Annotated in this window: 23 protein-coding genes and 1 tRNA gene; 9 read left to right on the top strand and 15 right to left on the bottom strand. The window is 33.7% G+C overall.

All coding sequences use genetic code 11. The features are described from left to right. Window positions 1–63 precede the first annotated feature (63 nt). On the bottom strand, window positions 64–720 hold the full coding sequence (gene rluA, locus A9G34_RS10120; protein WP_034946903.1) for a bifunctional tRNA pseudouridine(32) synthase/23S rRNA pseudouridine(746) synthase RluA: 657 nt from the start codon (window positions 718–720) through the stop codon (window positions 64–66). Window positions 721–798: 78 nt separating this feature from the next. After that, window positions 799–1,329 carry a disulfide bond formation protein DsbB gene (gene dsbB / locus A9G34_RS10115; RefSeq protein WP_034946902.1) on the bottom strand — a complete coding sequence of 177 codons (531 nt, stop codon included), beginning with the start codon at window positions 1,327–1,329 and terminating at the stop codon, window positions 799–801. A 148-nt stretch (window positions 1,330–1,477) separates the two neighbouring features. Here dsbB and rluC point away from each other — a divergent pair, with 148 nt between their 5' ends. Both rluC and A9G34_RS10105 read left to right on the top strand, forming a co-directional pair. Continuing rightward, window positions 1,478–2,461, top strand: coding sequence for a 23S rRNA pseudouridine(955/2504/2580) synthase RluC (gene rluC / locus A9G34_RS10110; protein ID WP_034946900.1), 984 nt, complete (start codon window positions 1,478–1,480; stop codon window positions 2,459–2,461). 23 nt (window positions 2,462–2,484) lie between these two features. Then, on the top strand, window positions 2,485–3,147 hold the full coding sequence (locus tag A9G34_RS10105) for a histidine phosphatase family protein (protein ID WP_034946897.1): 663 nt from the start codon (window positions 2,485–2,487) through the stop codon (window positions 3,145–3,147). A 66-nt stretch (window positions 3,148–3,213) separates the two neighbouring features. On the opposite strand, the gene A9G34_RS10100 is transcribed toward A9G34_RS10105, so the two are convergent. From A9G34_RS10100 to A9G34_RS10070, 7 genes are all read right to left on the bottom strand, one after another. After that, complete coding sequence (locus A9G34_RS10100) at window positions 3,214–4,665, bottom strand: beta-barrel assembly-enhancing protease (RefSeq protein ID WP_034946894.1); 1,452 nt, start codon at window positions 4,663–4,665, stop codon at window positions 3,214–3,216. 195 nt (window positions 4,666–4,860) lie between these two features. Then, complete coding sequence (proS, locus tag A9G34_RS10095) at window positions 4,861–6,582, bottom strand: proline--tRNA ligase (RefSeq protein ID WP_065569636.1); 1,722 nt, start codon at window positions 6,580–6,582, stop codon at window positions 4,861–4,863. Between the two features lie 406 nt (window positions 6,583–6,988). Next, entirely contained in the window at window positions 6,989–8,380 is a 1,392-nt protein-coding gene (mpl, locus tag A9G34_RS10090; RefSeq protein ID WP_065569635.1) for a UDP-N-acetylmuramate:L-alanyl-gamma-D-glutamyl-meso-diaminopimelate ligase, read from the bottom strand. A gap of 124 nt (window positions 8,381–8,504) precedes the next feature. Next, entirely contained in the window at window positions 8,505–10,235 is a 1,731-nt protein-coding gene (gene recJ / locus A9G34_RS10085) for a single-stranded-DNA-specific exonuclease RecJ (RefSeq protein WP_065569634.1), read from the bottom strand. Window positions 10,236–10,313: 78 nt separating this feature from the next. Next, window positions 10,314–11,018: a bifunctional protein-disulfide isomerase/oxidoreductase DsbC gene (gene dsbC / locus A9G34_RS10080; RefSeq protein ID WP_034946885.1), complete on the bottom strand. Its 705-nt coding sequence runs from the start codon at window positions 11,016–11,018 to the stop codon at window positions 10,314–10,316. Window positions 11,019–11,042: 24 nt separating this feature from the next. Beyond that, window positions 11,043–11,957, bottom strand: a complete 915-nt coding sequence (gene xerD / locus A9G34_RS10075) for a site-specific tyrosine recombinase XerD (RefSeq protein WP_034946882.1) — start codon at window positions 11,955–11,957, stop codon at window positions 11,043–11,045. Window positions 11,958–12,189: 232 nt separating this feature from the next. Further along, complete coding sequence (locus A9G34_RS10070) at window positions 12,190–13,224, bottom strand: tagatose 1,6-diphosphate aldolase (RefSeq protein WP_176701009.1); 1,035 nt, start codon at window positions 13,222–13,224, stop codon at window positions 12,190–12,192. Window positions 13,225–13,478: 254 nt separating this feature from the next. On the opposite strand from A9G34_RS10070, the gene A9G34_RS10065 reads away from it, so the two are divergent. The 3 genes from A9G34_RS10065 (at window position 13,479) to A9G34_RS10055 (ending at window position 17,848) form a co-directional block, all read left to right on the top strand. After that, window positions 13,479–14,798, top strand: coding sequence for an MFS transporter (locus A9G34_RS10065; protein ID WP_065569632.1), 1,320 nt, complete (start codon window positions 13,479–13,481; stop codon window positions 14,796–14,798). Window positions 14,799–15,180: 382 nt separating this feature from the next. Then, window positions 15,181–16,215, top strand: coding sequence for an alcohol dehydrogenase AdhP (gene adhP / locus A9G34_RS10060; protein WP_065569631.1), 1,035 nt, complete (start codon window positions 15,181–15,183; stop codon window positions 16,213–16,215). A gap of 184 nt (window positions 16,216–16,399) precedes the next feature. Next, window positions 16,400–17,848 carry an APC family permease gene (locus A9G34_RS10055; protein WP_051825313.1) on the top strand — a complete coding sequence of 483 codons (1,449 nt, stop codon included), beginning with the start codon at window positions 16,400–16,402 and terminating at the stop codon, window positions 17,846–17,848. 73 nt (window positions 17,849–17,921) lie between these two features. On the opposite strand, the gene A9G34_RS10050 is transcribed toward A9G34_RS10055, so the two are convergent. From A9G34_RS10050 to A9G34_RS10040, 3 genes are read right to left on the bottom strand one after another with little or no spacing between them, the layout of a single operon-like run. After that, complete coding sequence (locus A9G34_RS10050) at window positions 17,922–19,292, bottom strand: PTS ascorbate transporter subunit IIC (RefSeq protein WP_065569630.1); 1,371 nt, start codon at window positions 19,290–19,292, stop codon at window positions 17,922–17,924. A gap of 20 nt (window positions 19,293–19,312) precedes the next feature. Then, on the bottom strand, window positions 19,313–19,585 hold the full coding sequence (locus A9G34_RS10045; protein ID WP_065569629.1) for a PTS sugar transporter subunit IIB: 273 nt from the start codon (window positions 19,583–19,585) through the stop codon (window positions 19,313–19,315). A 30-nt stretch (window positions 19,586–19,615) separates the two neighbouring features. Further along, window positions 19,616–20,059: a PTS sugar transporter subunit IIA gene (locus A9G34_RS10040; RefSeq protein ID WP_065569628.1), complete on the bottom strand. Its 444-nt coding sequence runs from the start codon at window positions 20,057–20,059 to the stop codon at window positions 19,616–19,618. 390 nt (window positions 20,060–20,449) lie between these two features. Here A9G34_RS10040 and A9G34_RS10920 point away from each other — a divergent pair, with 390 nt between their 5' ends. After that, on the top strand, window positions 20,450–21,016 hold the full coding sequence (locus A9G34_RS10920) for a LacI family DNA-binding transcriptional regulator (RefSeq protein WP_218055726.1): 567 nt from the start codon (window positions 20,450–20,452) through the stop codon (window positions 21,014–21,016). Beyond that, window positions 20,941–21,402, top strand: coding sequence for a substrate-binding domain-containing protein (locus A9G34_RS10915; RefSeq protein WP_218055729.1), 462 nt, complete (start codon window positions 20,941–20,943; stop codon window positions 21,400–21,402). Before A9G34_RS10920 ends, A9G34_RS10915 begins: the two co-directional genes overlap by 76 nt. 257 nt (window positions 21,403–21,659) lie before the next feature. On the opposite strand, the gene A9G34_RS10030 is transcribed toward A9G34_RS10915, so the two are convergent. The 3 genes from A9G34_RS10030 to queA all read right to left on the bottom strand — a co-directional run bounded on the left by A9G34_RS10030 (window position 21,660) and on the right by queA (window position 24,346). Next, window positions 21,660–21,736 (bottom strand) — tRNA-Pro (locus A9G34_RS10030). Between the two features lie 73 nt (window positions 21,737–21,809). Then, window positions 21,810–22,946: a tRNA guanosine(34) transglycosylase Tgt gene (gene tgt / locus A9G34_RS10025; protein WP_065569627.1), complete on the bottom strand. Its 1,137-nt coding sequence runs from the start codon at window positions 22,944–22,946 to the stop codon at window positions 21,810–21,812. Between the two features lie 362 nt (window positions 22,947–23,308). Next, window positions 23,309–24,346 (bottom strand): tRNA preQ1(34) S-adenosylmethionine ribosyltransferase-isomerase QueA, encoded by a 1,038-nt coding sequence (gene queA / locus A9G34_RS10020; RefSeq protein ID WP_065569626.1) that lies wholly within the window; start codon window positions 24,344–24,346, stop codon window positions 23,309–23,311. A 155-nt stretch (window positions 24,347–24,501) separates the two neighbouring features. Here queA and A9G34_RS10015 point away from each other — a divergent pair, with 155 nt between their 5' ends. Then, window positions 24,502–25,278 carry a M48 family metalloprotease gene (locus A9G34_RS10015; RefSeq protein ID WP_065569625.1) on the top strand — a complete coding sequence of 259 codons (777 nt, stop codon included), beginning with the start codon at window positions 24,502–24,504 and terminating at the stop codon, window positions 25,276–25,278. Window positions 25,279–26,030: 752 nt separating this feature from the next. Beyond that, the coding region (locus A9G34_RS10010; protein WP_141670403.1) for a hypothetical protein at window positions 26,031–26,767 on the top strand (737 nt) is incomplete at its 3' end.

Raw genomic sequence — 26,767 nt, 5'->3', positions numbered from 1 at the left:
GTTATCTGTTACTGATTTGAGTAGATTATATATAACGATTGCTAATTTTATATTCCTGCTTTTTTAAAAATCAGGCTCACAGCTAAACGTCATACTTTCGCCTGTTTTAGGATGGTTAATTGTTAGTAATTGAGCATGTAATAGCAACCTTTTTGACATAGCAAAGGCTTCAGGGTGGGCATAGAATTTATCGCCTAAAATAGGGTGACCAATGGCTTGCATATGTACCCGTAATTGATGTGATCGCCCAGTAAAAGGAAATAATTTCACTCGAGTTGTGTTGTCAGGATTGCGTGAAATAACTTGATATTCTGTCAGCGCATGTTTGCCATTTTCTAAATCGACCATTTGCCTTGGTCGATTGGGCCAATCACAAATTAGTGGTAATTCAACACGACCAGAATCTTGTTCAAGATGTCCATGCACAACAGCAATATAGTTTTTTTTAGGAATACGTTCACGAAACTGTTTTTTTATCTCTCGATCGGCGAGTTTAGAAAGTGCGGCAACCATGATACCACTGGTTGCCATATCTAACCGATGCACGGATTCAACGTAGCTATATTTTTGTTGCAATCGGTGAATAATACTATCAATAAATTGAGGTTTATTGCCTGAAACCGACAAAATACCCGGTTGTTTATTTACAACCACAATATGGTCGTCTTGATATAAAACAGATAGCCAAGGATCAATGGGGGGGTGATATTCCAAAAGCATTTAAATGTGACAATTTGTAAAATGAAATTGTCACATATTTTAACAAATTCAAAAAAAAGTGCTAGTTGAATGCAAATTTTACTTATTTTTCATTGTATTTTTTGGCGAAAAAATCTGTGAGAACAGCACAATCAAGCCAACAATAAGATAAGAAGCAAAGATGATGATCATCCACTGTGACATTTCAATAGTTAAAAATGTCCAAACTCTATCAGAGCAGGAGCCATAAGAGTTAAACATGCTAGGCAACCAAGAATTTAATGACAGCCAAGAGGGAAATTCCACATTAATTGCACAAGTATCAGCGAGATTTGGTTCAAATTGTAAGTGTGCATGGAGTGTAGCTAATCCAAAGCCCTTGTAAGCACTATAAATCCAAACAAAAATCCCAACTAATCTAAAGGTTATTTTATTAGGTGTGATGAGCCCAATAATGCTTGCAAGCATAATTCCATAAATAGCACAACGTTGATAAATACAGAGTGTACAAGGAGCAAGTCCTAAGCCATGTTGAAAGTAAAGCGCTATTAATTCAAAAGCAAAAGTTGAAAAGAAAAGTAAAAACCAAGCAAATCTTCCTTGTGAATATTGGTTAAGTTGTAATAACATACTATTTAATTCTCCCAGATTCCGTTATAATTAGTTAACTTTAATTATGCTGAAAATAACTGATTTATTCCTTGATTGGAAGTAGTGTAGTTTATTTTCTAATAATGTAAACGACTTTTATTTACTTATAGCGGATTAAGTACTTCTTATGGACTCAAATGCTCCACATACAAAACTACAAGTCTCATTTGTTACTATTTCTGAGGAAAATGCGACACAGCGTATTGATAACTTTTTAATCACCTATTTAAAAGGTGTACCAAAAAGTATGGTTTATCGCATTTTAAGAAAGGGTGAGGTTCGTGTTAATAAAAAACGGATTAAACCTGAATATAAATTAAACATTGGCGATGAGATTCGTATCCCTCCTGTTCGTATGATTGAAAAATCTACACCAGAAATTTCGACCAAGCTTAATAAAGTCGCTGATTTAGAAAAGGCAATCATCTATGAAGATGAGGTAATGTTGGCAATTAATAAGCCATCAGGTATTGCTGTTCATGGCGGTAGTGGCCTAAGTTTTGGCGTGATTGAAGGATTACGCGCCTTAAGACCTGAAGCGAAATTTTTAGAGTTGGTGCATCGCATAGATCGCGAAACATCGGGCGTGTTATTGATTGCTAAAAAACGCTCAGCACTAAAAGCGTTACACGAGCAGTTGCGCCTTAAACAAATACAAAAAAATTATTTGGCGCTTGTTAAGGGAAATTGGCCTTCTGAATGTAAAGTGATACAAGCTCCATTGCTTAAAAATGTATTAAAAAGCGGTGAGCGTGTGGTGAAGGTTGATAAAGAGGGTAAGCCTTCTGAAACGCGCTTTAAAGTTGAGGAGCGTTTCAATTTTGCTACTTTGATTAAAGCTAGCCCTGTTACTGGTCGTACACACCAAATTCGCATACATACTCAATACGCTAATCATCCAATTGCTTTTGATGATCGTTATGGCGATAGACAATTTGATGGGTTATTAGCTGATACGAAGCTTAATCGTTTATTTTTACATGCAGCAAGTGTAAGGTTTATTCATCCTAAAAATTTGCAAGAGATGCAATTAAATGCACCAATGGATGATGTTTTGCAGGCTTGCTTGTCATATCTAAGAAAAGATAAATATCAAAAAACAGAATCTTAAAATAAAAAAGGTAGTTACTACGAATGAAAGATATTAATTTATATTTAATTAGGCATGGGCAAACGCAGTGGAATATTAAAGATCAGATGCAAGGCTCTAAAAACTCACCGTTAACTGAACAAGGTATTTTAGGTGCTAAATTGACTGGACAATATTTAAAAAATGTTCCTTTTATTCAAGCATACTCAAGTACACAACAACGAGCTATGGAAACCCGCGATTATATTGTTAATGAAAATAATATTGCTATTCCTACTTTTGAGCTTGCTGATTTGCGTGAGATGGATTTTGGTATTTGGGAAGGTAAACATGTACCGACCTTAAAACAAGAAGTGCCCGAATTTAACATTTATTTAACTGAACCGGCTAATTTTGATGCTTCAGTCAATCAGGGCGAAAATTATCTTGATATACTAGGGCGTATGAAGCAAGCGTTAAATATCATTGTAAAAAACGCACCCCAAAATACCGGTGATATTTTGGTTGTCTCACACGGTACTGTATTACGCATATTACTTTGTGTTTTAAATGGTGGTGATTGGCGTTTACATCGTGATGAGGATTATTTCCCTCGAATGCTAAATACTAGCATTAGTGTGGTTAATTATAAGCAAGGTAATGAACAATCTGAAGGGAAATTTACTGTAAAATTCTTCAATAATGTGGATCATTTAGCTGATAAATAAGTATTTTGTTATCTTCTCGACTAATGGGTGTGTAAATAATTAGTCGAGAGGGTTTTGTTAATAAAATTATCGTTTATAAGCTGCATAACGTTTTTGTAGCTGTTTTAATTGATTAATTCTTGCATCAATTTTGGAAATCATTGTCTGATCGCCTTTTGTTTGATTCTTAGCATTTTGTAATAGTTGAATGGATTGTTGAAATTGACCTTCTAATGCAATTAATTCCGCTCTAGCACTCATTTCTTTTGCTCTTGCATGTAATCCCCCGTAAGCAGTGACGAGTAATTCCCATCCATTTGAGTCATCGTTATGGTCAAAAGTATAGCGATGTAACAAGCTTACGGCTTGTTGATAGTTTTTGTTTTTTATATACGCATTAGCTAAGTTTAGTTGCAATGTAGAACTATTTGGTGCTTTTTTTAATGCTGCCTGTAGGCGAGTTATTGCAGTACTGCTATTGTTGAGCGCTAAATCAATATCAGTCATTAAATCAATATACCAAATATTATTGGGATCACTATCTAATAATGGCTGTAGTTGTTGTTTCGCTTTTTGATTATTTCCACTTAGATTATCTGCTAAAGCATTAGCATAAATAATAGCTGTTTTACTTTGTTCATTGTTTAGTTTTTTATAATCTTCAACTAATAGCTTTGCGGTATTTTTATTTTTAGCCATTAATATGGCCAATCGAGCTTTCGCTAAATAGTAGTTTAATGACGGAGATACATTTTTTTTGCTATATTGCAATGAACGATTTCGAATATCGGTTAATCGGCTGTTAGGTAATGGGTGAGTAAGTAAAATTTCGGGAGCCTTACTACTAAATCGGCTTTGATCGGCAAGTTTTTGTAGAAATTCTGATGAAGCATAAGGATCAAATCCGGCTTTAGCAAGCGTCCTAAGACCAACCCTATCAGCTTCTTGTTCATTACTTTGTGTAAAACTAATTTTACTTTGAGTTGATCCTGCTATAGTACTTGTCATGGCAGCAATACCTGCTTCAGGATTAGCCAATGTAAGTAAGATTGAACCCAGCGTAGCTCCCCAAATATAAGGGCTATTGCGGTTTTGAGCTTCCATTGATCGAGCTAAATGGCGTTGTGTTACATGACCAATTTCATGTGCCATAACCGATGCTAATTGACTTTCGTTATCTGTGTCTAAAATAAGTTTCGAATGAATAACAACATTACCACCAAAAAAGGCAAAGGCATTAAGCATATCACTTTGCATAATATAAAAATGGAAAGGTGTTTGTACTGATTCTGATTTTGAAACTAATTTTTTTCCTAAATCATTAATGTATTGATTCAAGATTGGATCTTCGATGATAGGGGCTTGTGCTCGTAACATTCGCATATAATAATCGCCCATTTCCATTTCTTGACCAATATTTAGTGTTGATGCAGCAGCAGTTCCTATATCGGGGAGATTGATATTATCAGCATAAACAATAGATGTACTTTGTAATAATAATGAGGTGGATAATATCAATGCAATTGTTTTTTTTAACATTATTCTAACCAATTAAAATAAGAGTTGCGTTAATTTATTCTAGCTGAAAAAAACGACGATATCACTTTGAATTTATAATTAGAGGTTTAACTTATTTGATGTAACATGTGTTATGAATAATAATGCCTATTCTTGAATTGGTAAAATAACAACAACTGGATTAATTTGTTGCTGTTATTTTTATGATTGGCTTTATTATGCTTTTTGACGGCGGTTTTGGATAAATTGAATGATATTGTTAACTTTCACCATTTCTTTATCACCACCTGAGCGGTGTTTGTATTCCACTTCTCCATTATCGAGGTTGCGTTCACCAATTACGATAGTGTGAGGGATCCCGATTAGTTCCGCATCAGCAAACATCACGCCAGGGCGCTCTTTACGATCGTCAAATAAAACTTCAATACCAGCAGCTTGTAAATCAGCATAAAGTTTTTCGGCTGTTGCTTGAACTTTTTCGGATTTGTGCATGTTCATTGGAATAATGACAACGCTAAATGGAGCAATCGCTTCTGGCCATACAATACCACGGTCGTCATGACATTGTTCAATTGCAGCCGCTACAATTCGGCTAACGCCAATACCGTAACAACCCATAATCATAACGTGGTTTTGTCCATTTTCACCTTGGACTGTTGCTTTCATTGCTTGTGAATATTTTGTGCCAAGTTGGAAGATATGCCCAACTTCAATACCACGTTTAATTTGTAATGTGCCTTTGCCATCAGGGCTAATATCTCCTTCAACCACATTACGGATGTCTTCAATACGAGGTAAAGCAGTGTCACGTTCCCAATTGATATTAAAATAGTGTTTATGGTCAATGTTTGCACCAGCACTAAAGTCGCTCATAACAGCCACATCACGATCGATAATAATTGGCATGTTTAGATTTATTGGACCTAGCGAGCCAGGACCTGCGTTAACGGTAGCACGGATTTCTTCTTCGGTTGCAAATTCAAGTGGCGAGGCAACAATATCAATTTTTTCTGCTTTGATTTCATTTAATGTATGATCACCTCGAACCAGTAAAGCTACTAATTGATGACCACTTTCTTTAGTGGCTTTAACCATTAAGGTTTTTACGGTTTTTTCAATCGGTAAATTGAATTGTTCGACTAATTCGTCAATAGTTTTGGCATTGGGTGTATCAATTAACTCCATTGCTTTTGTAGGTTCAGCACGTTTTTGTGTTGGCGCTAATGCTTGAGCCATTTCTATGTTAGCAGCATAATCAGATTCAGTTGAAAAAACAATATCATCTTCGCCACTGTCGGCTAATACTTGAAACTCATGTGACCAGTTGCCACCAATTGATCCTGTATCAGCACGTACCGCTCTAAAGTTTAAACCAGCACGTGTAAAAATTGCGCTATAGGCTTTATACATCTCATCATAAGTTTCTTGTAATGATTCTTGTGTAGTATGGAAAGAGTATGCATCTTTCATAATAAATTCACGTGAACGCATCACACCAAAGCGAGGGCGTACTTCATCTCGAAATTTGGTTTGAATTTGATACACGTTAAGTGGTAATTGTTTATATGAGCTAACTTCATTACGCAGTAAGTCAGTAATCACTTCTTCATGAGTTGGACCTAATACAAAGTCACGGTTGCCACGATCTTTAATACGTAATAATTCAGGACCATATTGTTCCCAACGACCGCTTTCCTGCCAAATATCAGCAGGCTGTACAACAGGCATTAATACTTCTATTGCATCAGCTTTATTCATCTCTTCACGAACAATATTTTCTACTTTTTTAAGTACACGGTAACCAGTGGGAAGCCAGGTATATAAACCAGCAGCCACTTTTCGGATCATGCCTGCACGTAACATTAATTGATGGCTAATGACTTCAGCATCAGCAGGAGTTTCTTTTAGCGTAGAAAGAAGGTATTTACTGGTTCGCATAAATTTATCCTGAAAAAATAATTATATTTAAAAATATACTAAAAAATGCTAGTTAGTTTAGCAGCACCTAGCGCAACACTAAAGTAATTTTATTATTAATTGACGAGATAACAGTAGATTAATAATAAATTAGTTTAGTCGTTAATTTAAGGCAAGAAAAAAAGTATAAGTATAAATTACTTAAATTTAATTACTATGTTAACTATTAATATTTTGTGGTTTTGGGATTAAAAGTGTTTGTTAATATAAATTGATAGGAAATTTCTTTTAATTGTTAGCTTAATTGATATCTTTTGTGAGTAAAAAATTGTTGGAAGAGTAAAGATTAAATAGATGTAATTATTAAAATGTATATTTATAAGATATGCCATACGACATGATATATCTTATAAATATTGAGTATTTTCTAAATTGATTGTTGCTCTTCGCGTTCTTTAATTTCTTGTTTTTCTAATTTTTTTAAAATCTTTTTATGAATACCGCCAAAGCCACCATTACTCATAATTAAAATTGCATCAGTTGATTTAGCTGATTTAGTTATCATTTCAACAAGTAAATCGATATCACCTGACCAATATGCAGGCTGAATACAGGCATCAACAACATCAGCCACTAACCAGGGTAATTGTTCAGGTTGGAATATAAAAACTTCATCAGCACGACCTAATGATGGCGCTAATTCATCTTTCGATATACCTAATTTCATAGTATTTGAACGAGGCTCTAATACAGCAAGAATACGGCGGTTTTCGCCAATTTTACTGCGTAGTGCTTCAAGTGTAGCTAAGATAGCTGTTGGATGATGAGCAAAATCGTCATAAATTTCAATATGATTGACTTCACCATAAAGTTCTAAACGCCGTTTAGCATTAACAAAAGAACTGAGAGCTAAACAAGCATCATCAGGTTTAATACCAACATTATAAGCTGCAGCTATTGCCATTAACGCATTATGCATATTATGTTCACCTACAAGTGAATATTCAACTTCCCCCACCTTTTGGCTATTTAAATAGACGGCGAAATGACTTGCATCATTATTAATTCGTTGTGCTAACCAACCAGTTTCAGACTCGGTAAATACTTGTTCACTCCAACAGCCTTTGGTCAGTACTTGCTTGAGATTTACATCTTCATGAGGTGATATAATAAGTCCATTACTTGGCACTAATCGTACTAAATGATGAAATTGTTTTTGAATAGAATTTAGATCATCAAAAATATCAGCATGATCAAATTCTAAATTGTTCATGATAAGTGTTTTAGGGCAATAGTGCATGAATTTTGATCGCTTATCAAAAAATGAACAATCATATTCATCCGCTTCAATCACAAAAAAGTTACTTTCTCCTAACCTTGCGGAAACATCAAAATTACCCGGTACTCCACCAATAATAAAACCTTGTTGATAACCTTGTTTTTCTAAAATCCAGTTGACCATCCCTGCTGTTGTGGTTTTACCATGTGTGCCTGCCACGGCAATGACCCAGCGATCTCGTAAAACGTTATCATGCAACCATTGCGGTGCTGAAATGTAAGGGATATTATTATCTAATATATACTCAATACAAGGATTGCCCCTTGATAATGCGTTACCAATAATTACTAAATCTGGTATAGGATTGAGTTGCGATGGATCATAGCCTTCAATGATATCAATATTTTCTTTTTTTAAAAGGGTGCTCATTGGAGGATATACATTTTTATCTGATCCTGTTACTTTATGACCAAGTGAACGAGCTATTAATGCAATTCCTGCCATAAATGTGCCGCAAATTCCAAGAATATGAATACGCATTTTTAGTCCTTAATTTTGTATAAAATTTTGTAGGTAAAAATATCTCATTTTTATCAATATTATTTCAAATAATCATTTTATGTAAATTTGAAACAATTTAATAATTATAATCGATTTTTCTTGCTTAAGCGATAGGCCACAAATGCCTAATTAATAATTTAACAGCTTGATTACCTCGAAATTCATCAACATCTAAATGGTAAACAATTTTAACTTTTTTTATGGAATGATCTGGCCACTCAAGTCGGTTGACATTAAACGCAATACCTTCAATAAGTATGCTACTATTTACGGGTTCTAATAGTAGTTTTAAATGTTTGTCTGCTAATAATCTTTGTTGGTGAATAACAAATTCACCATCAAAAATTGGTTCAGAAAAACCTTCTCCCCATGGTCCTGATTCTTTTAGCAGCTTAGCTACAGAATAGGTAAAATCTTGTTTATCTACTTCACCATCAGTTTCAATAACCTGATTTAATGTATTTGAATTTAATCGGTTAACTAAAAGAGAATCAAAACATTGTCTAAAATAGGCTAAATTTTCTTCGCGTATTGTTAAACCTACAGCCATTGAATGACCACCAAAACTGACTAAAAGATCAGGGTGCATTTGATCTAATTCGTCAAGTAGATCGCGTAGATGAACACCTTGAATAGAACGCCCAGAACCTTTTAAAAAACCATTTTGTGCTGAAGCGAATGAAATAACTGGTCGGTAATATTTATCTTTTAAACGAGCTGATAATATACCGATAATCCCTTGATGCCAATCAGGATGATAAACAACTAAAGAATTTGGAATAGAAATATTTTGTTTTTCTATTTCCTCAACAAATGCTAAGGCTTCTTTGTGCATAGCCTGCTCAATTAACTTTCGATCACTATTGAGATTATCAAGATCAGTTGCTTTATTAAGCGCTATATCATAGTTATCACAAAGTAATAATTCAACGCCAAGTGACATATTATCCATTCTTCCTGCAGCATTTAATCTTGGTGCAATATAAAAGGCGAGATCTGTAGAGGTAAAGGAAGAAGGGTCTTTTTTGGCTATATGTAATAATGCTTTGATTCCTTCACAGCAATAATTTGAGCGTATTCTTTTCACACCTTGGTGAACTAATATACGGTTATTATGATCAAGTTTAACTACGTCAGCAATGGTACCTAATGCCACTAAATCTAATAAATTAGCAATATTATATTCGATCAAATTTTTGTTAGAAAACCAATTTTCTTGTCGTAATTTAGCGCGCAACGCTAACATAAAATAAAATGTTACACCAACACCAGCTAAGTGTTTAGATGGAAAAGAACAATCCGGCAAATTAGGATTAATTATCGCATCGGCATTTGGCAATTGTTCGGGACATAAATGGTGATCAGTAATAATTACTGTCAAGTTAGCTTGCTTAGCAAATTCAACTGCATCAACTGCTGAAATACCATTGTCTACCGTAATAATGAGATCTGTTTTTTGTAAAATAGCTTTTTCAACGACACTTATACTTAAACCATAACCATCTTCAAAACGATCTGGAATAATATAATCAACAAATTGGCATCCCATTGCTTTTAGCGCTTTAACAGCAAGAGCGGTACTCGTCGCACCGTCGGTATCAAAATCACCAACGATCATAATACGTTTATTACTCACCATTGCTGTATAAAGAATTTCAACTGCATTATCGATACCATATAACTTATCATAATTACATAAATTTCGTGTCGTATAATCAAGCTCTTGCATGCATGTGATACCACGCAGGGCAAAAATTCTCCGCAATAATAATGGGATATCTTTTGACAACTCTGGAAGTGATTCTGGTAATTTACGATGTAGTAGTTTATTCATATTCTTAATGTTAGCATTATGCTAACATGTATCTTCACATTAAGCTTAAATTTTAATTTATTATAAACTTGCTACAAATTAATTGGTTGATTTTTTAGCTAAAATATCAATTAATTTGTCTGCAGGTACATAACCTGAAACAAGTTGTCCATTTGGTAAAACAATCGCAGGTGTACCATTAATACCAAGCTGCCTACCTATGTTAAATTGTTGGGTTACATAAGGTATCATACTATTTGCCGGAGAAATTGATTCGCCTTTATAGGCTTTTTCAAATGCCGATTTACGATCAGCCATACTCCAAATTGATTGCATATTTTTGCCTATCTCACTATCAGCGCCAGCACGAGGAAAAGCAAAATAGTGTACTGAAATACCCACATCTAGATATTGGTTAATATTTTCGTGCAGTAATTTGCAGTAATGGCAGGTATAATCAGTAAATACAAAAATGATATATTTTTCATTTTTCGCTTTGTAAACAATGGCATCTTTTTCAATTGATTTTATTAGGTTTAAATTGTTATTATTCGCAATATTTTCAGGTTCGTTACCTTCAAAGTTGTAAATAGGACCTTGTGTTAAGTATTTACCATCATCGGAAACATAAAATAGACCGTCGGGGGTCATCACATTTTTTAATCCATTGACTGGACTATTTGAAATTTTAAAATCTTTGTCTTCATAACCTAATTTTTTCATTGTATTGGAAATATCATTGTTGCTAGCCAGTAATGGCGTTGTAATTAATGCAATACTTAAACCTAAAATTAATTTTTTCATTTAATTATCCTTATTTTGTAAGCTTTAAGCTCGAGGATGATGTTTACTATGTAACTGTTTTAATCTTTCTGTAGCGACATGTGTATATATTTGTGTTGTTGACAAACTACTGTGCCCCAATAGCATTTGAACAACGCGCAAATCTGCACCGTGATTAAGCAAATGCGTTGCGAAAGCATGGCGAAGAACATGAGGAGAAAGTAATTCAACATTTATATCAATTAGTATCGCATAATATTTTATTCGATGCCAGAATGTCTGTCGTGTCATTTTTTTGCCTAAGCGACTTGGAAAAAGTACATCTACAGGCCCATTTTTTAATAGATCATCGCGAGCATATTTAAAATAATACTCAAGCCAATAAATTGCCTCTTCGCCGAGTGGCACTAAACGTTCTTTATTGCCTTTACCTACTACTCTTACTACGCCTTGACGCAAACTAATATCGCTGATTTCTAAATTAACTAATTCGGAAACACGCAAACCAGTTGCATAAAGAACCTCTAACATTGCTTTATCACGAAGTTCGATTGAATCTTCAATATTGGGTGAATTAAGCAAGGCTTCAACTTGTGATTCAGTAAGATCTTTAGGTAGCTTCTTTGCTAATTTTGGTGATGAAAGAACGGCGGTTGGATCATCGTTACGGTAATTTTCTTGATATAAATATTGAAAGAAACGTTTAGTGGCACTAAGCAAACGAGCGGAGCTGCTGGTTTTATAACCATCATTAACTCGTTGCATTAAAAAATATTGTAAATTATGTGTTTCTGCTGTAAGGAAGCTGACATCTTGCTGTTGTAGTGATTGACTAAGTGATAATAAATCAAGTTTGTAAGAATCAATCGTATTTTCAGCTAAATTACGTTCTAACCATATTGAGTTTAAAAACTGTTCAATGAGATTTTTATTTTGTAGTGAGGCATTTTTTTTAGGCACTATAAAGTTATCTCTGCTGATATTTATTTTTGCATATTATATATCAACTCTGCTTAGGTTGCATTTTTAATAAAATGATTTAATTAGTAACAATAGGAACTATAGAAATCTTGTTTAAAAATAAAATTCCGCCAATGTTGATTGACGGAACGATAAAACAGATAATAGGAAAAGCTTTTTTCTCTAATTATAACCAACTATATTATAACTATAAATAATTGGTTAATGTTAATCAATTTCCTAATTCAAGATCAATAATTTCAATGCTATCTTTACCACCATAAACATCATACCAAGGTGTTGCATATTGTTTTAATATCTTATTGAGATGCTCAACATTTTCACGACCAGTTTGATCTAGCCAAAGTTTTAAACCTTCTTTACCGCCATTAGCATAGGCTGCAACACCTTCAAACCATGTTGCTCTCCCTCCAAGGATGCCGCTATATTTGGCGCCATTTTCACCGGCAAAAATAAGTTCTTGGTGGAAGGTCTTTGTTGGTACACCAGCACTTAAATAGATAAAAGGGCGGGTTGCTACTTCACTTGCTTGTTTAAAATAGTCAGCAGCTTGTTTTTGTGTGTAAACAACCACATTGTTGTCGTTAAAGCCTTCTACATTCTTAAACAATACGGGAACTTCGAGTTTTAAAATATCAATATAATACTGTTCTTTAGTAAACTCTTTTATCGTATTGATGACTTTTTGAGGTTTGATTTTTGCAAATTCAGGACTTTTATCATCGGTTATCACGTTATCATATACAATCGGTTCAACAAATACAGGAATATCAGCAGCTCTAGCTTCATTGCCTAAACGTTCTAAAAAAGCATGTTTTTTGTCTAAAATATCTTGAGGATCATCCGGATTATAATAAACCAATACTTTTGCGGCATCGGCACCTTTTTTTATTAGGCGTTGTAATGAATCCTCAGGCAAAATATCGGGTAATCGTCCTGGAGTATTTGCATCATATCCTGTTTTTTCGTATGACATGATTAATCCAGCATTGCTATTTTTAGCTGCCATGCCTTTAAAACCATATTCTTCATCTAACAAAATTGCACTAACATATTTAGTTAATTCTTGAGAAACAAGTTCTTTAAATTCATACACCATATCGATATGATAACGATCTTTCCCAACAGCAGATTCCATCATTTTAACCATTGAACCACGTTGATCAATCGCTAATGCTGCAATAATACCATCTTGATTTGATAATTGTTTCATGCGCGTGAATTTACCACGAGTAATACGTTTTATAGCCATTTTGCAACTCTCCTTTAAGAATAAAATCTTCTCATTGTAGGTTTTTGCTTGCTTGTTTATTAATCATTTGGTGCTGGTTTTATCTATCTCCATCATTTGTTATATTTCATTTTTATTTTTACTTTTTTTTGAAAAAAACTTATGATTATCTTTTTTAGTTAATATTTTATTTTCCAAAAATTAGGGAATTCGTTATATTAATACACAATATTAAAGTTTAATGTAAATAATAATTTACAAGGATGATTATGCCGGACATAGTAACCACTACGCAGATACGCACATTAAACCATCAAGATTATAAAACATTGGCGCTTTCTGCATTAGGTGGAGCATTAGAATTTTATGATTTTATTATTTTTGTCTTTTTTTCAATAACTATTGGTTATCTCTTTTTTCCAAATGATATGCCAGCTTGGTTAAGTCAAGTTCAAACATTTGGTATTTTTGCTGCGGGATATTTAATACGCCCATTGGGTGGAATTATTATGGCGCACTTTGGTGATCTTTTAGGCCGAAAAAGAATGTTTACACTAAGCATATTGCTTATGGCATTACCCACATTATTTATAGGTTGTTTACCCACTTACACAAATATTGGTATTTGGGCTCCTTTATTACTTTTACTTATGCGCTTATGTCAAGGCTTAGCTGTAGGCGGTGAAGTCCCTGGAGCTTGGACTTTTGTTGCAGAACATGTACCGAAAAATAAAATTGGCTTAGCTTGCGGAATTTTAACAAGTGGTTTAAGCCTAGGCATTTTACTTGGTTCATTAGTTTCAACTGCGATGAATAAATTTTTATCTTCTGAACAGATAATGGATTGGGGCTGGCGTATTCCATTTATTATTGGTGGTGTTTTTGGATTGATTGCGATGTATTTACGTCGTTGGTTAAAAGAAACACCAATTTTTCTTGAAATTAAAAAACGTAAACAACAAGAATTATCTAAAAAAGTACCTGTTATTACGGTATTAACTCAATACTTGCCTCAAACCATTTTATCAATGCTACTTACATGGGTACTTTCTGCTGGTATCATGGTTATCATGCTCATGACGCCAATTTTGTTACAAAAACAGTTTGGTTATTCACCGATTGATGCGTTGCAGGGTAATATATTAGCAATTATTGGATTAATTATAAGCTGCACTTTCTATGGCATGATGATGGATAGATTTTCTATAGGTAATGTTTTGTTTATTGGATGTTTTATTGCAGCAATTATGATCATTATCTTTTATTTTTGGTTAGATAATCCTCATATTTTATTTATTACTTACTCGCTGACAGGATTTAGTATAGGTATAGTTGGTTCTTTTTCTTATTTTATGGTTAAAGTGTTTCCTGCGCAAATTCGTTATAGTGGAGTCTCGTTTTCATTCAATATGGCCTATGCTATTGCAGGAGGCATAACGCCTTTACTGATTTCATTTTTTAGTGATTTCGTCAGTAAAATGGCTCCCACTATTTATGTGGTTGGATTATTTTGCTTAGGCGCCTTCATTGGATTATTTTTATTAATCAATAATAATTGCCAGAAATATCTTGCTACAGACATGAAATAAACGTAATTATTATCAATAATAAGGAACGAATATTTGTTACTCGTTCCTGTAAAATAAAAACATATTAGCGTTGTCTTCAAAATTACTTAAACTTTATCTTTTTTAAATAGCTAAATATTTGTTGATTTTCTTACATATCCATTAAAGTCATATCACTTTTTGCGGCTTTATTAATTACCAAACGGCATAGAATCCTGAGATGTTTTTTACAAAAATATAATCTAACAAATGAATAGTTATACAAATACCACATAGTAATTACACTGCTGTAGAAATAATTATTCTTTTATAAATTTGTGAAATTACTCATATTTTTTCAAAATAATTCGTTTAGAATGATAATCAATTATATTTTAACTTTAAAATTATTTAGGAGAAAAATATGAAAGCTGCTGTTATCAAACAAGAATGCGATGGACAAGTCGAAATTAAAGATATCCCAGTTCGTCCTTTAGAAGAGGGAGAGGCACTTGTTGACGTTGAATATTGTGGTCTTTGCCATACTGATCTCCATGTTGCAGCAGGAGATTTTGGTAAACAACCTGGACGCGTTATAGGACATGAAGGTGTAGGGATTGTGACTAAAGTTGCCCCAGATGTAAAAAGTCTAAAAATTGGTGATCGAGTAAGTATTGCATGGTTTCATGCAGGTTGTGGTACTTGTGAATATTGTATTTCTGGAAATGAAACATTTTGCCGCAGCGCATTAAATTCAGGTTATAGCGTAGATGGAGGTATGGCAGAACAGTGCATAGTTAAGGCTGATTATGCGGTTAAAGTGCCAGAAGGGCTTGATCCAGCACAAGCAACAAGTGTAACTTGCGCTGGTGTGACTACTTATAAGGGTATTAAAGTGGCTGGTACTAAACCAGGGCAATGGCTTGCTGTATTTGGTATTGGTGGATTAGGAACGCTCGCTATCGAATATGGTAAAAAAGTTTTTAATAATAAAATCGTTGCAATCAGTAATAGTGATAATCAATTAGAATTATGTAAAACATTAGGCGCTGATTTAGTCGTTAATCCTAGAAAAGTTGAAGATGTGGGCGCTTATATTAAAAAGTATACTGGTGGTGGTGTGCACGGTGCTGTTGTAACTTCTGTGACTAAAACAGCATTCAATCAAGCTATCAATTCAGTGCGACCTTTAGGGCGAGTGGTTGCCTTAGGTCTGCCTTCAGAAAATATGGATTTAAGTATTCCTAAAACAGTATTAGATGGTATTCAAGTTTTAGGTTCATTGGTTGGCACTCGTGAAGATTTAGCCGAAGCATTTCAGTTTAGTGCAGAAGGTAAGGTCGTGCCGATAGTTGAAAAAAGGCCATTGGAAGATATCAATGATATGATCGACGAAATGAAAGCAGGTAAAATTCGAGGTCGTATGGTTGTAGATATGAAAATGAAGAAGACTAAATAAGTTAACCTTAATTGTAATTCAAAAAGCTAGCTATATGCTGGCTTATTTTTATAAATAAAAATATTATTTATTTTATTTATTTAGTTTTTTATATAAACGATACTAATCTTCCTTGTGTTTTATGAATAATTCCCTATCATAACAAAATTTCGCCGTTAATTTTATATGTTTTAAGAGGAACTTTATGGCAGAGCACAATTTAGAGAATAACTTGCGCAAGGATCTTGGTTTAGTTTCTGCATTATCACTAGTTGTTGGAATGGTTTTAGGTGCAGGAGCTTTTATGAAACCACCATCAGTATTAGAAGTTACTGGTGATTATAATTATGCGCTATTAGCGTGGATAATAGGTGGCGCCATTTCTATTTGTGGCGGGTTAACACTTTGTGAATTAGGTGTAATGTTCCCAAAAACAGGAGGAATGCTAGTTTATTTAGAAAAAATATATGGCACCAAAATTTCTCATCTCTATGGTTGGATGATGACAGTTATTTTCGCTCCTTCATTAGTTGGAGCGTTGGTTGGATATTTTAGTTCAGTATTTTGTCTATTATTTAATATTGATGATTCTTATACAATGGCGGTAAGTGCTGGTGTTTTGGGTTTTATTGCTTTTATTAATGCTATTGGTATTAGAGAGGCAGGTTATTTACAGACAATTGCTACTGTTTGTAAACTTATTCCTATATTGTTATTGGCTATATTTGGATTATGTGAAGGAAATGGCCAAGTCGCATTATTCACTGCTAGTGGTCAAGGTATTGAATCTTATGCTCCTTTTGCAGTAGCTATTCTCGCCACCCTCTTTGCTTATGATGGTTGGGCACAAGTTGCATCAGTAGCTGGTGAGATTAATAATCCATCAAAAATATTACCTAAGGCGATTATTTTTGGCATTATTTTTCTTGTTGTTGTTTACGCTTGTATTAATATTGCATTATTTAAGATTTTTCCTGTCCAAGAGATGATTTCACTAGGTCATGATGCATCATCTGTTGCTTCACAACGGATGTTTGGACATTTTGGCGGAAATTTAGTTGCTGTTGGTATTATGGTTTCGATTCTTGGCGGAATTAATGGATATATTATGACGTTATCTCGTACTATATTTAGTATGGCTGAGAGGGGAACTATTATTGGCGCGCGTTATTTAAGTACTATTGATGATGATAGCCGCTCACCTGTTAATGCGATTATTGTTTTAGTTATTTTTTCTTTCTTATATTCAACGCTTCTTGATGCAGACCGTTTATCAGAAATCTCAATGTTTTCAATTTGGGTATTTTATTTACTAACGTTCGTTGGAGTGATGGTTGCTCGTAAAAAATACCCAGAAGTACATAGGCCTTATAAAGTTATTGGTTATCCAATAATTCCCATCATTGCAATGCTAGGGGCTGCTTATGTTATTTATGGTATGTTAGTTTACCAAACCATAAATGGTATTGTTTCTATCGTACTGACTTTAATTGGTTTGCCAATATATTATTATTACTATGGTAAAAATAAAAATAGAGAGCTTTCTCTTGGTGAAATGAAAAAATATACAATAAAAAGAATGGTAATCATTGCAGTTTCAACAATTATTATTGTAAATTTGTTTGTTGCTTATGGTTTTTTTGTTAGCAACTAAAATTAAAAGAGTTTATGAAAAAATGCCAGGCAAATTGTCTGGCATAATATTTTTTAAATGAGATAGTAATTATTTACTCAATATTCTCTCTGATACTTTTTTTAGGTTTAAAGGTATAGTTGAATATTACTAATAATGCAAAAATAGCAATAAAAATACTCATAATAATATCTTTATTAAACCATTTTGCCATATTACCTAGAATGATCCCAATACCACAAAAATCCACGTCTGAGAAAGTTGTATTTGCAAAACCAAGTGATCCTAAAACAGGCAATAAAAGAACCGGTAAAAATGTTACTAATAAACCATTAGCGAATGCGCCAAGCATTGCACCTCGGCGACCGCCCATAGCGTTACCAAATACACCTGCTGTGGCACCACAAAAGAAATGAGGAACAACACCAGGTAATATAAGAACGAAATCTAATTGCCCTAAAAAAAATAGTCCAACTAAGCCACCAAGGAAACTAAATAAAAATCCAACAAGCACAGCATTAGGGGCATATGGAAATACTACGGGACAATCAAGAGCTGGCTTTGCATTAGGTACTAATTTTTCTGAGAAGCCTGTAAATGCAGGTACAATTTCGGCCAGAATTAATCGTACACCTTGAAGAATAATAAATACACCGGCAGCAAAGGTAATCGCTTCTATAATCGCATAAACTAAATAATTTTCACCGCTACTTAGTTCTTTTTCGACATAAGAAGAACCAGCAAATATGGCTAAAATGAGATAAATAACCATCATTGTTAATGAAATTGAGATTGAACTATCTCGTAAAAAACTTAGATTTTTAGGTAAATTCATATCTTCTGTTGATCGAGATTTTTTACCTACAGCTTGCCCAATCCAGCCAGCTAATACATATCCTAAAGTACCAAAATGACCAAATGCGACATCACTATTACCCGTAATTTTATGCATGTGAGGTTGTGCTAAAGCAGGGAAAAATGCCATGATGAGTCCCAGAACTAACGAACCTGTGAATACAAGTTGCCAGCCACCAAATCCTGCTACAGTTAAAATAATACTAATCATACAGGCCATATAAAAAGTATGGTGTCCTGTCAAAAAGATAAATTTTAAACGAGTAAAACGCGCAACGATAATATTGGCAACCATGCCAAATGCCATAATTAATGCGGTTGCTGTACCATATTGTTCTAACGCCATAGAAACAATTGCTTCATTATTAGGAATAATTCCTTGTAATTTAAAAGCCTGTTCAAACATGCTCCCCAATGGAGTAATCGCACTGATTAGAACTGTTGCTCCACCACCTAATACCAAAAATCCGAGAATCGTTTTAATAGTTCCTTTAATCGTATCAGCAAATGGCTTTCGTTGAATCAATAATCCAATCATAGCAATAAGACCAACTAATACAGCAGGAACCTTTAAAATATCAACAATAAATTTTACTATTTCTTGAATCATAGCAATACCTCATGATTTAATCAGCATTTAGCAAAATGCTCAACGAGTTTTGATTCTAGATCGTTGATATCAATAATATTGCTTAGTACGACTAATTTATCTGCAGGGATTCCTGAGCTAGTGGCTAAATCTTTTGTCATAACAAACAGATCGGCTTCATCTGGTGTTATAGACGCAAGATCTGCATGCGTAACTTCAGCATCAACATTTAATTTTTTTAGTACTTTTTTAATATTCATTTCTACCATAAAACTACTACCTAAACCTTGACCACAAACAGCCATAATTTTCATATCTTTTTCCTTTAGTTAGTCTTACTAAATTTAATAACGATTAATTACTGATAGAATTTGTTCACGATGTTGGGCATTAAAAATTGTCTGAATATCGTTTACTTCAGTAAACAATGTTGCTAATTGAGTTAACATTTTTATGTGACTTGTATTATCAATTGCAGCTAATAATGTAATTAAATATACGGGGTCATTATCAGCTGAGTTGAAGTTGACACCGTGTTTCACAACTAACATGGATAATCCTAACTGATTCACACCTTGCTCAGGTCTGGCATGAGGCATAGCAATACCTGGAGCCAACACATAGTAAGACCCCATTGTTTCATGCGATTTAAAAATTGCCTCAATATAGTTAGGGGAAATAGTATTATTAGTTAATAAAGGCGATGCACAAAGCTGTATAGCTGCTTTCCAATCACTAACAGAATCAACAACATTTACTGTTTGTTGTGTTAAATATCTTGCGAGCATTTTCTCTCCATTAAAATATTTATGACAATTTATTAAATAAACTATCATATGGTTTAAACATAGCCACCTATAAGATAATAGAAATGTGATAGCGCTATCAAACTTGAATGAAATTTTATTTATTTTGTGATTTAGATAACATTTTTAATGAATTAATCAAAAATAACCCTATTAATAAAATAATATTATCTAAAAAATTGTCATTTAAAATAATAGGCTATTGGCGTTCACATTAATTTATCGCTAGCTTGATGATGGTTAAAATCAACATTCCTTAGATACTGCTTAGCTCAGATTAAATTAGGATAAAAAATGCAAAGTGTAAAAAAGTGAAGAAGTACAGGGCAGATTACTTTATTCGATGTGGCTAAATATGCAGGTGTGGGCACTATGACTGTGTCTCGTGCTTTACGCACTTCTGGAAGAGTTTCAGATAAACTTCGCAAAAAGATTCAAATTGCTATTGATGTGTTAGGATATAAACCAAATGTGGCAGCGAGTTTGTTAGCCTCTGCATCGGCTAACCCAGTTATTGCGGTTATAACCACAAAAATCCATGATCATTCTGCTCAAATCTTACTTGATGCATTACAAGCAAGTTTAACTAAACAAGGATATACAATATTGTTTGTTGAATCTGACTATAATTATAAACGAGAATCACAGTTGCTGGATAATCTATACAATTATAACCTTGAAGCAATATTGTTATTTTATGTCGAAAATGACGCTATTATTGAAAACATTAATTTAAAAAAAATGATTCCAATTATGAATATTGGTAAGCAAGATGATATATCAGCAGATGCTTACGTAGGGTTAGATAATAGTTTGGCAATGTATATGTTAACCGAACATATAATAAAAAAGGTTATCAAAATATTGGATTACTCTGTGCTAGCCATCAAAATTTTCTTTTTCAACAACGTTTACATGGCTGGTATAAAGCAATGTTAGATTATCATTTACCTACTCACCGAGTTATCAATGCTGCTCTACCTCCCAACTTTAGTACTGGAAGTTTATTACTTTCCGATATACTGTTAAATTGGCCTGAAATTAATGCATTAATTTGCACTACAGATGAATTAGCATGCGGTGTGCTTTATGAGTGCCAACGGCGACATATCCGAGTACCTCACCAATTAGCTGTTAGTGGATTTGGTGATAACGAGTTTAGTCAATTCAGTTTTCCTCCTTTAACAACGGTATCTTTACCGTCTGAAAAAATAGGAGAATATCTAGCGAGTCAATTATTAAATAAGTTAAGAGGTGAAACTCATTGCCATAAGCCAGATTTGTCTGTGTTAGTTCCTACACTTCGTTTAAGAACAAGCAGTTAGTTATTATTGGATGGATTTTGAGTATGCTTCTAATTTACTAGTAAGTAACTCTAAAAATAATGAATAATTGCATCAGGTTATGGCTATTTTATTTAAATTTATTTGCCAAATAAGATATATGTCAATGCTAAGCCTTCTATCTTGATTTTTTACAGGGAACTTGTCAGAGAGTAAATACTGAACCCAAAGGCACCAATTTTCCGTAAGCTATAGTAATAAAAGGAAGAAAGATTTTTAAAATGTCAGAAAATAGGTAGTGGTCGGCGAGAGAGGATTCGAACCTCCGACCCACTGGTCCCAAACCAGTTGCGCTACCAAGCTGCGCTACTCGCCGTTAGGAAGCGCATGATACTGCGCTTCCTAAAAAGTGTCAAGACTTACCACGAAAAATTATGCTTTTTATTTCCTTATTTTGATAAAGGAGCGGGTGTTTTACCAATACGTTGATAAAATTCAACAACAAAATCCTCATAACGTTTATTAGCAACCGCCTCTCGAATTTCTGCCATTAAGCGTTGATAATAGCGTAAATTATGAATAGTATTTAACCTAGCGCCTAAGATCTCACCACATTTATCTAAGTGATGGAGGTACGATTTAGTATAATTTTTACACGTATAACAGTCACAATATGGATCAAGAGGCGAGGTATCATCTTTATATTTAGCATTACGAATTTTAACTACACCATTTGTCACAAATAGATGACCATTACGTGCATTACGGGTTGGCATTACACAGTCAAACATATCAATACCACGGCGTACGCCCTCTACTAAATCTTCAGGTTTACCTACACCCATTAAATAACGAGGCTTATCAGCAGGCAATTGTGGGCATGTGCCTTCTAAAATGCGATGCATATCGGCTTTAGGTTCACCAACGGCAAGTCCTCCAACAGCGTATCCGTCAAAACCGATTTCAGTTAATCCTTTAATAGAAATATCACGTAATTCTTGGTGTATACCTCCTTGCACAATGCCAAAAAGCGCATTTTTATTGCCTAATTCGTCAAAACGCTGACGGCTACGTTTTGCCCAACGTAATGACATCTCCATTGATTTTTTAACATAGTCCCATTCGGCTGGAAAGGGGGCACATTCATCAAAAATCATCACAATATCTGAACCAAGATCATATTGGATTTCCATTGAAATTTCAGGAGATAAGAAAATTGAATCACCATTAATAGGATTACGGAAATAAACACCTTCTTCTTTAATTTTTCGGATATGGCCAAGACTAAAAACTTGGAATCCACCTGAATCAGTTAAGATTGGTCCAGGCCATTGCATAAAATCATGTAAATCTCCATGTTTACGCATAATTTTTTGCCCAGGTCTTAGCCATAAATGAAAGGTGTTGCCAAGTAATATTTGTGCGCCTGTTGCAGCCACTTCTTCTGGCGTCATGCCTTTTACTGTGCCATACGTGCCAACAGGCATAAATGCTGGGGTTTCAACAATATATTCGACGCCACGACGTTCGAATTTCATACGTCCTCGACGAGCTAGCCCGTCAGTATTGCCTAGTTCAAATTTCATTTTTTTGTTAACCTCTTGCGACCAAATAAACAGTTTGGCGCAAATTAATTATTACCATAATACATTTTGTATCAACAAATTGACCATCTAGTTTATCGTTCCTAGCTTAGATAGACAACTTTTAGAAAGGATTAAAACATTTTAACCCATGTTATTTCATTATTATCATGTTTAATAGCGTGCTCACCTATCAGTTGTCAAAAACAAAATAATCAAACTTTATTAATTATATCAGTACAAAAAATCATCAAAACAAGTTGTTTTAGCAATTAGTTAACAAGCATTCCTAATTGGCTAACTAAAGCTTAATCAGAGTTAATTCGATGCATTTTTCAGAAAGCCAATAATATTAAATAGAAATATTACACATCGTTCTGCTTAGCAATAAACATAGCATCACCATAGCTAAAGAATCGATACAGCTCTTTTACGGCTTGTTGATAAGCGTTCATAGTATTTTCATAACCAGCAAAGGCTGAAACTAGCATAATTAATGTTGATTCAGGTAGATGAAAATTTGTGATTAATGAATCGACTACATTAAAATGATAACCAGGATAAATAAAAATTTGTGTGTCACCAAAAAATGGTGTGATGCAGCCAGTTTTTTGAGCGGCGCTTTCTAGCGCTCTAACAGATGTTGTGCCAACAGCAATGACTTTATTTCCACGAAATTTACAAGTTAGAACTGCATCTACTACTGATTCAGGAACTTCAGCATATTCCGCGTGCATAACATGTGATTCAATATTTTCAACTCTAACTGGTTGAAAAGTGCCAGCACCAACGTGTAAAGTGACAAAAGCGATTTCTGCGCCTTTTTCTTTCAGTTTTGCTATTAAAGGATCATCAAAATGCAGACCAGCTGTAGGAGCAGCAACAGCACCTGGCACTTTACTATAAACAGTTTGATAAACCTCATGATCTTGCTCATCATCTGGGCGATCGATGTAAGGAGGGAGCGGAATATGCCCTATTTTATTCAAAATACTGAGTACATCATTCGGAAATTGCAATTCAAATAAGGTATCATGCCGAGCTAACATGGTTACTCTGATTGGTTCATTTTCTCCTAATAACAATTCTGTTCCTGCTTTAGGCGATTTTGATGCTTTAATATGGGCAAGTGCTCGGTTATTATCTAATAATCTCTCAATTAGTATTTCAATTTTTCCTCCCGACATCTTTTTACCATACAGGCGGGCAGGAATCACTTTTGTATTATTAAAAATCAGCAAATCACCAGGATTGATTTTCTCAATAATATCAGTAAATACACCATGTTCAATTTTGCCGGTATTACCATCAAGAGATAAAAGTCGGCAGCTACTTCTTATTTTAGAAGGATGCTTTGCTATAAGTTCTTTCGGAAGCGTAAAATTAAAATCGGATAGTTGCATAATTATAAACCTTAAAAATGAAGAACTAGTCTAAATGCCATAAAATAAGTAAGCAAGCAATTATTTATTGATTATTATCAAAGTTAGTTTAAAATTCGTTTCGGTTAACTGACGTTATCAAAAAAATCAATTATTATTTATATAAGGAAAATAGTATGAAAAAACATTCAAAAGCCTTTTTTGCTGTACTTCCTTTAGTTGCTTCAATGTCATTAGTTGGCTGTAACAGCATGGGCTTTGATGATTATGCTAATTTTGGGATGAGAGGTATAAAAGCTGCAACTCTTAGTGATAATGAAGTGAAAACGTTGAGTGCCAAATCATGCGCTCAAATGGATGCTAAATCAAGAATTGCCCCAGCAAACAATGCTTATACTAAACGATTAAGAAAGATTAGTAAAACACTTGGTAATAATTTAAATGGAATACCAATTTCATATAAAGTATATCTTACAAAAGATGTTAATGCATGGGCAATGGCTAATGGATGTGTTCGTGTTTATAGTGGTCTAATGGATATGATGACTGATAATGAAATTCAAGGCGTTTTAGGGCATGAATTAGGTCATGTTGCTTTAGGTCATAGTAAAAAAGCCATGCAAGTTGCTTATGCAACTGAGATTGCTCGTAATGCAGCTGCTAGTTCTGGAAATGCTGCAGTAACTACACTATCTAAATCTAAATTAGGAGCTTTGGCTACAGCAGTTGTTAATGCTCAATTCTCTCAGACCCAAGAAAAAGAAGCTGATAACTATTCTTTTGATCTCTTAGTTAAGAAAAAAATTAATCCTGCAGGGCTTGCAACAGCTTTCGATAAGTTAGGTAGTGGTGATACATCATTATTAAGTAGTCATCCATCCTCATCATCACGAGCAGCAAATATTCGTAAAAAAATTGCAGATTTGAAAAAACTAACAGAATTGAAGAAATAAATACTGTAGACTAAGTTGAAAGGCGCCACTACGGCGCTTTATTTATTTTCAAATGGTTAAAATAAATTTACTTTAGTAAGTTGCACTTTCTTAAATTAACTTATTAATCTGCTTTGACTAAACATTTTAAATAATTTGACTTAACTATTAAATTAATAGTTATGGTTTAATCCTTATCTTTATTGTTATCAAAACATTAATAATTTATTAAATTATTTCTCAAAAGTTAATATTCAAATAATCCGAAACACATAATGTTGCTATATTACTAGTTAATAATGAACTAGTTTAAATCAATTTAAACTTTCAATCTTTTTAAAGAAAAAAATAAAATACCTTTGCAAAATTGTATATTTAAAACGCTAATTCCTTATATTTTAAAATATAAGTGTTAATTATAATAATTATTGAATATTTGTAATTATAAATGTATTATTACTGATAATTTTTTGATAATTTAGTTTTAAATAATTTTTATTTCGTAAATTATCTTAAAATTAATTGTTCGGACATCGATCACCTTTATAGGCATTGACTAGTATTTAAACCAATACCTACCAAATGGTTTTTGATAGTTGCTATAAATCATCAATTCATTGTTTATGACGATGAAGTAATTATTATATAAATTGTGGATGCATTAATGGAAGTTGCTACATCAATTAACTGATAGATAGATTGTTATCGTTACTTACAATGGTTTAGAGTTAATTAAAAAAGCAATTGACATTAAGGTAAAGGAAGTAAAAGTAATGAAAAAACATAACTGGACTCGGCATTTGCCTTGCCTAGGCGTAAGTGCTGCTTTTTTACTTAGTTCAAATACTATTTATGCTGGCACGCACTATGTACCTAAACTAAATGTTATTCGGGATGAATTTAATACAGAAGAGAAGCTTAATCTCAGTATTTATAACCCAAAAGTTAAGTTAACATCCGATGGGTTATTTACCACTCCAATGGGGCTTTATGTCTACACCAACTATCCCACCAAAATAGCCGAATATCAAATTACAATTTACCGACAATCGGACGTGGATAATCAATATCCATTAAAGACATTGCGTTTTAGTGATATTAGTCCTTATGAAGCGGTATTATGGAATGGTGATACCGATAATGGTGAGCCGTTATCGATTGATACAGAGTATAAAGCGGTTTTAACTACGATTAGTCATACAGGATTAAAAGATAATGTTTATGCGGTAATGTTTCGTACTTTGGGTCATGGCGTGACTCAAGAAAGTGATTTTATTGCTTATACTAAACCCAATGTTGAAGCTGATTTGGTTAATAACGGAGCGTTATTTTACGGTCAATTAAAATCCGACAGTACGATTCCTGGATTTGGGCAAAGTCGTATTGATCATCAAGGTATAGTTGCCTCAGCTCAAGATCGTAAGGTAGTAATACAAATGAGCGGTCTGAACGATAAGAAAGAAGTCATGCTAAATGGTCAGCGATTGGTGGTGGATAATCATGGTCGAGC

The sequence above is a fragment of the Gilliamella sp. Choc4-2 genome (assembly GCF_001690355.1).
Taxonomy (GTDB): Bacteria; Pseudomonadota; Gammaproteobacteria; order Enterobacterales; family Orbaceae; genus Gilliamella; species Gilliamella apicola_A.
The sequence above is the reverse complement of the archived record's forward strand: the minus strand, read 5'-3'. Positions and strand labels throughout refer to the sequence as shown.

Coding starts and splice junctions, on each gene's coding strand:
- rluA (WP_034946903.1), bottom strand. CDS start 720: ATGCTTTTGGAATATCACCCCCCCATTGATCCTTGGCTATCTGTTTTA.
- dsbB (WP_034946902.1), bottom strand. CDS start 1,329: ATGTTATTACAACTTAACCAATATTCACAAGGAAGATTTGCTTGGTTT.
- rluC (WP_034946900.1), top strand. CDS start 1,478: ATGGACTCAAATGCTCCACATACAAAACTACAAGTCTCATTTGTTACT.
- A9G34_RS10105 (WP_034946897.1), top strand. CDS start 2,485: ATGAAAGATATTAATTTATATTTAATTAGGCATGGGCAAACGCAGTGG.
- A9G34_RS10100 (WP_034946894.1), bottom strand. CDS start 4,665: ATGTTAAAAAAAACAATTGCATTGATATTATCCACCTCATTATTATTA.
- proS (WP_065569636.1), bottom strand. CDS start 6,582: ATGCGAACCAGTAAATACCTTCTTTCTACGCTAAAAGAAACTCCTGCT.
- mpl (WP_065569635.1), bottom strand. CDS start 8,380: ATGCGTATTCATATTCTTGGAATTTGCGGCACATTTATGGCAGGAATT.
- recJ (WP_065569634.1), bottom strand. CDS start 10,235: ATGAATAAACTACTACATCGTAAATTACCAGAATCACTTCCAGAGTTG.
- dsbC (WP_034946885.1), bottom strand. CDS start 11,018: ATGAAAAAATTAATTTTAGGTTTAAGTATTGCATTAATTACAACGCCA.
- A9G34_RS10065 (WP_065569632.1), top strand. CDS start 13,479: ATGCCGGACATAGTAACCACTACGCAGATACGCACATTAAACCATCAA.
- adhP (WP_065569631.1), top strand. CDS start 15,181: ATGAAAGCTGCTGTTATCAAACAAGAATGCGATGGACAAGTCGAAATT.
- A9G34_RS10055 (WP_051825313.1), top strand. CDS start 16,400: ATGGCAGAGCACAATTTAGAGAATAACTTGCGCAAGGATCTTGGTTTA.
- A9G34_RS10050 (WP_065569630.1), bottom strand. CDS start 19,292: ATGATTCAAGAAATAGTAAAATTTATTGTTGATATTTTAAAGGTTCCT.
- A9G34_RS10045 (WP_065569629.1), bottom strand. CDS start 19,585: ATGAAAATTATGGCTGTTTGTGGTCAAGGTTTAGGTAGTAGTTTTATG.
- A9G34_RS10040 (WP_065569628.1), bottom strand. CDS start 20,059: ATGCTCGCAAGATATTTAACACAACAAACAGTAAATGTTGTTGATTCT.
- A9G34_RS10920 (WP_218055726.1), top strand. CDS start 20,450: ATGACTGTGTCTCGTGCTTTACGCACTTCTGGAAGAGTTTCAGATAAA.
- tgt (WP_065569627.1), bottom strand. CDS start 22,946: ATGAAATTTGAACTAGGCAATACTGACGGGCTAGCTCGTCGAGGACGT.
- queA (WP_065569626.1), bottom strand. CDS start 24,346: ATGCAACTATCCGATTTTAATTTTACGCTTCCGAAAGAACTTATAGCA.
- A9G34_RS10015 (WP_065569625.1), top strand. CDS start 24,502: ATGAAAAAACATTCAAAAGCCTTTTTTGCTGTACTTCCTTTAGTTGCT.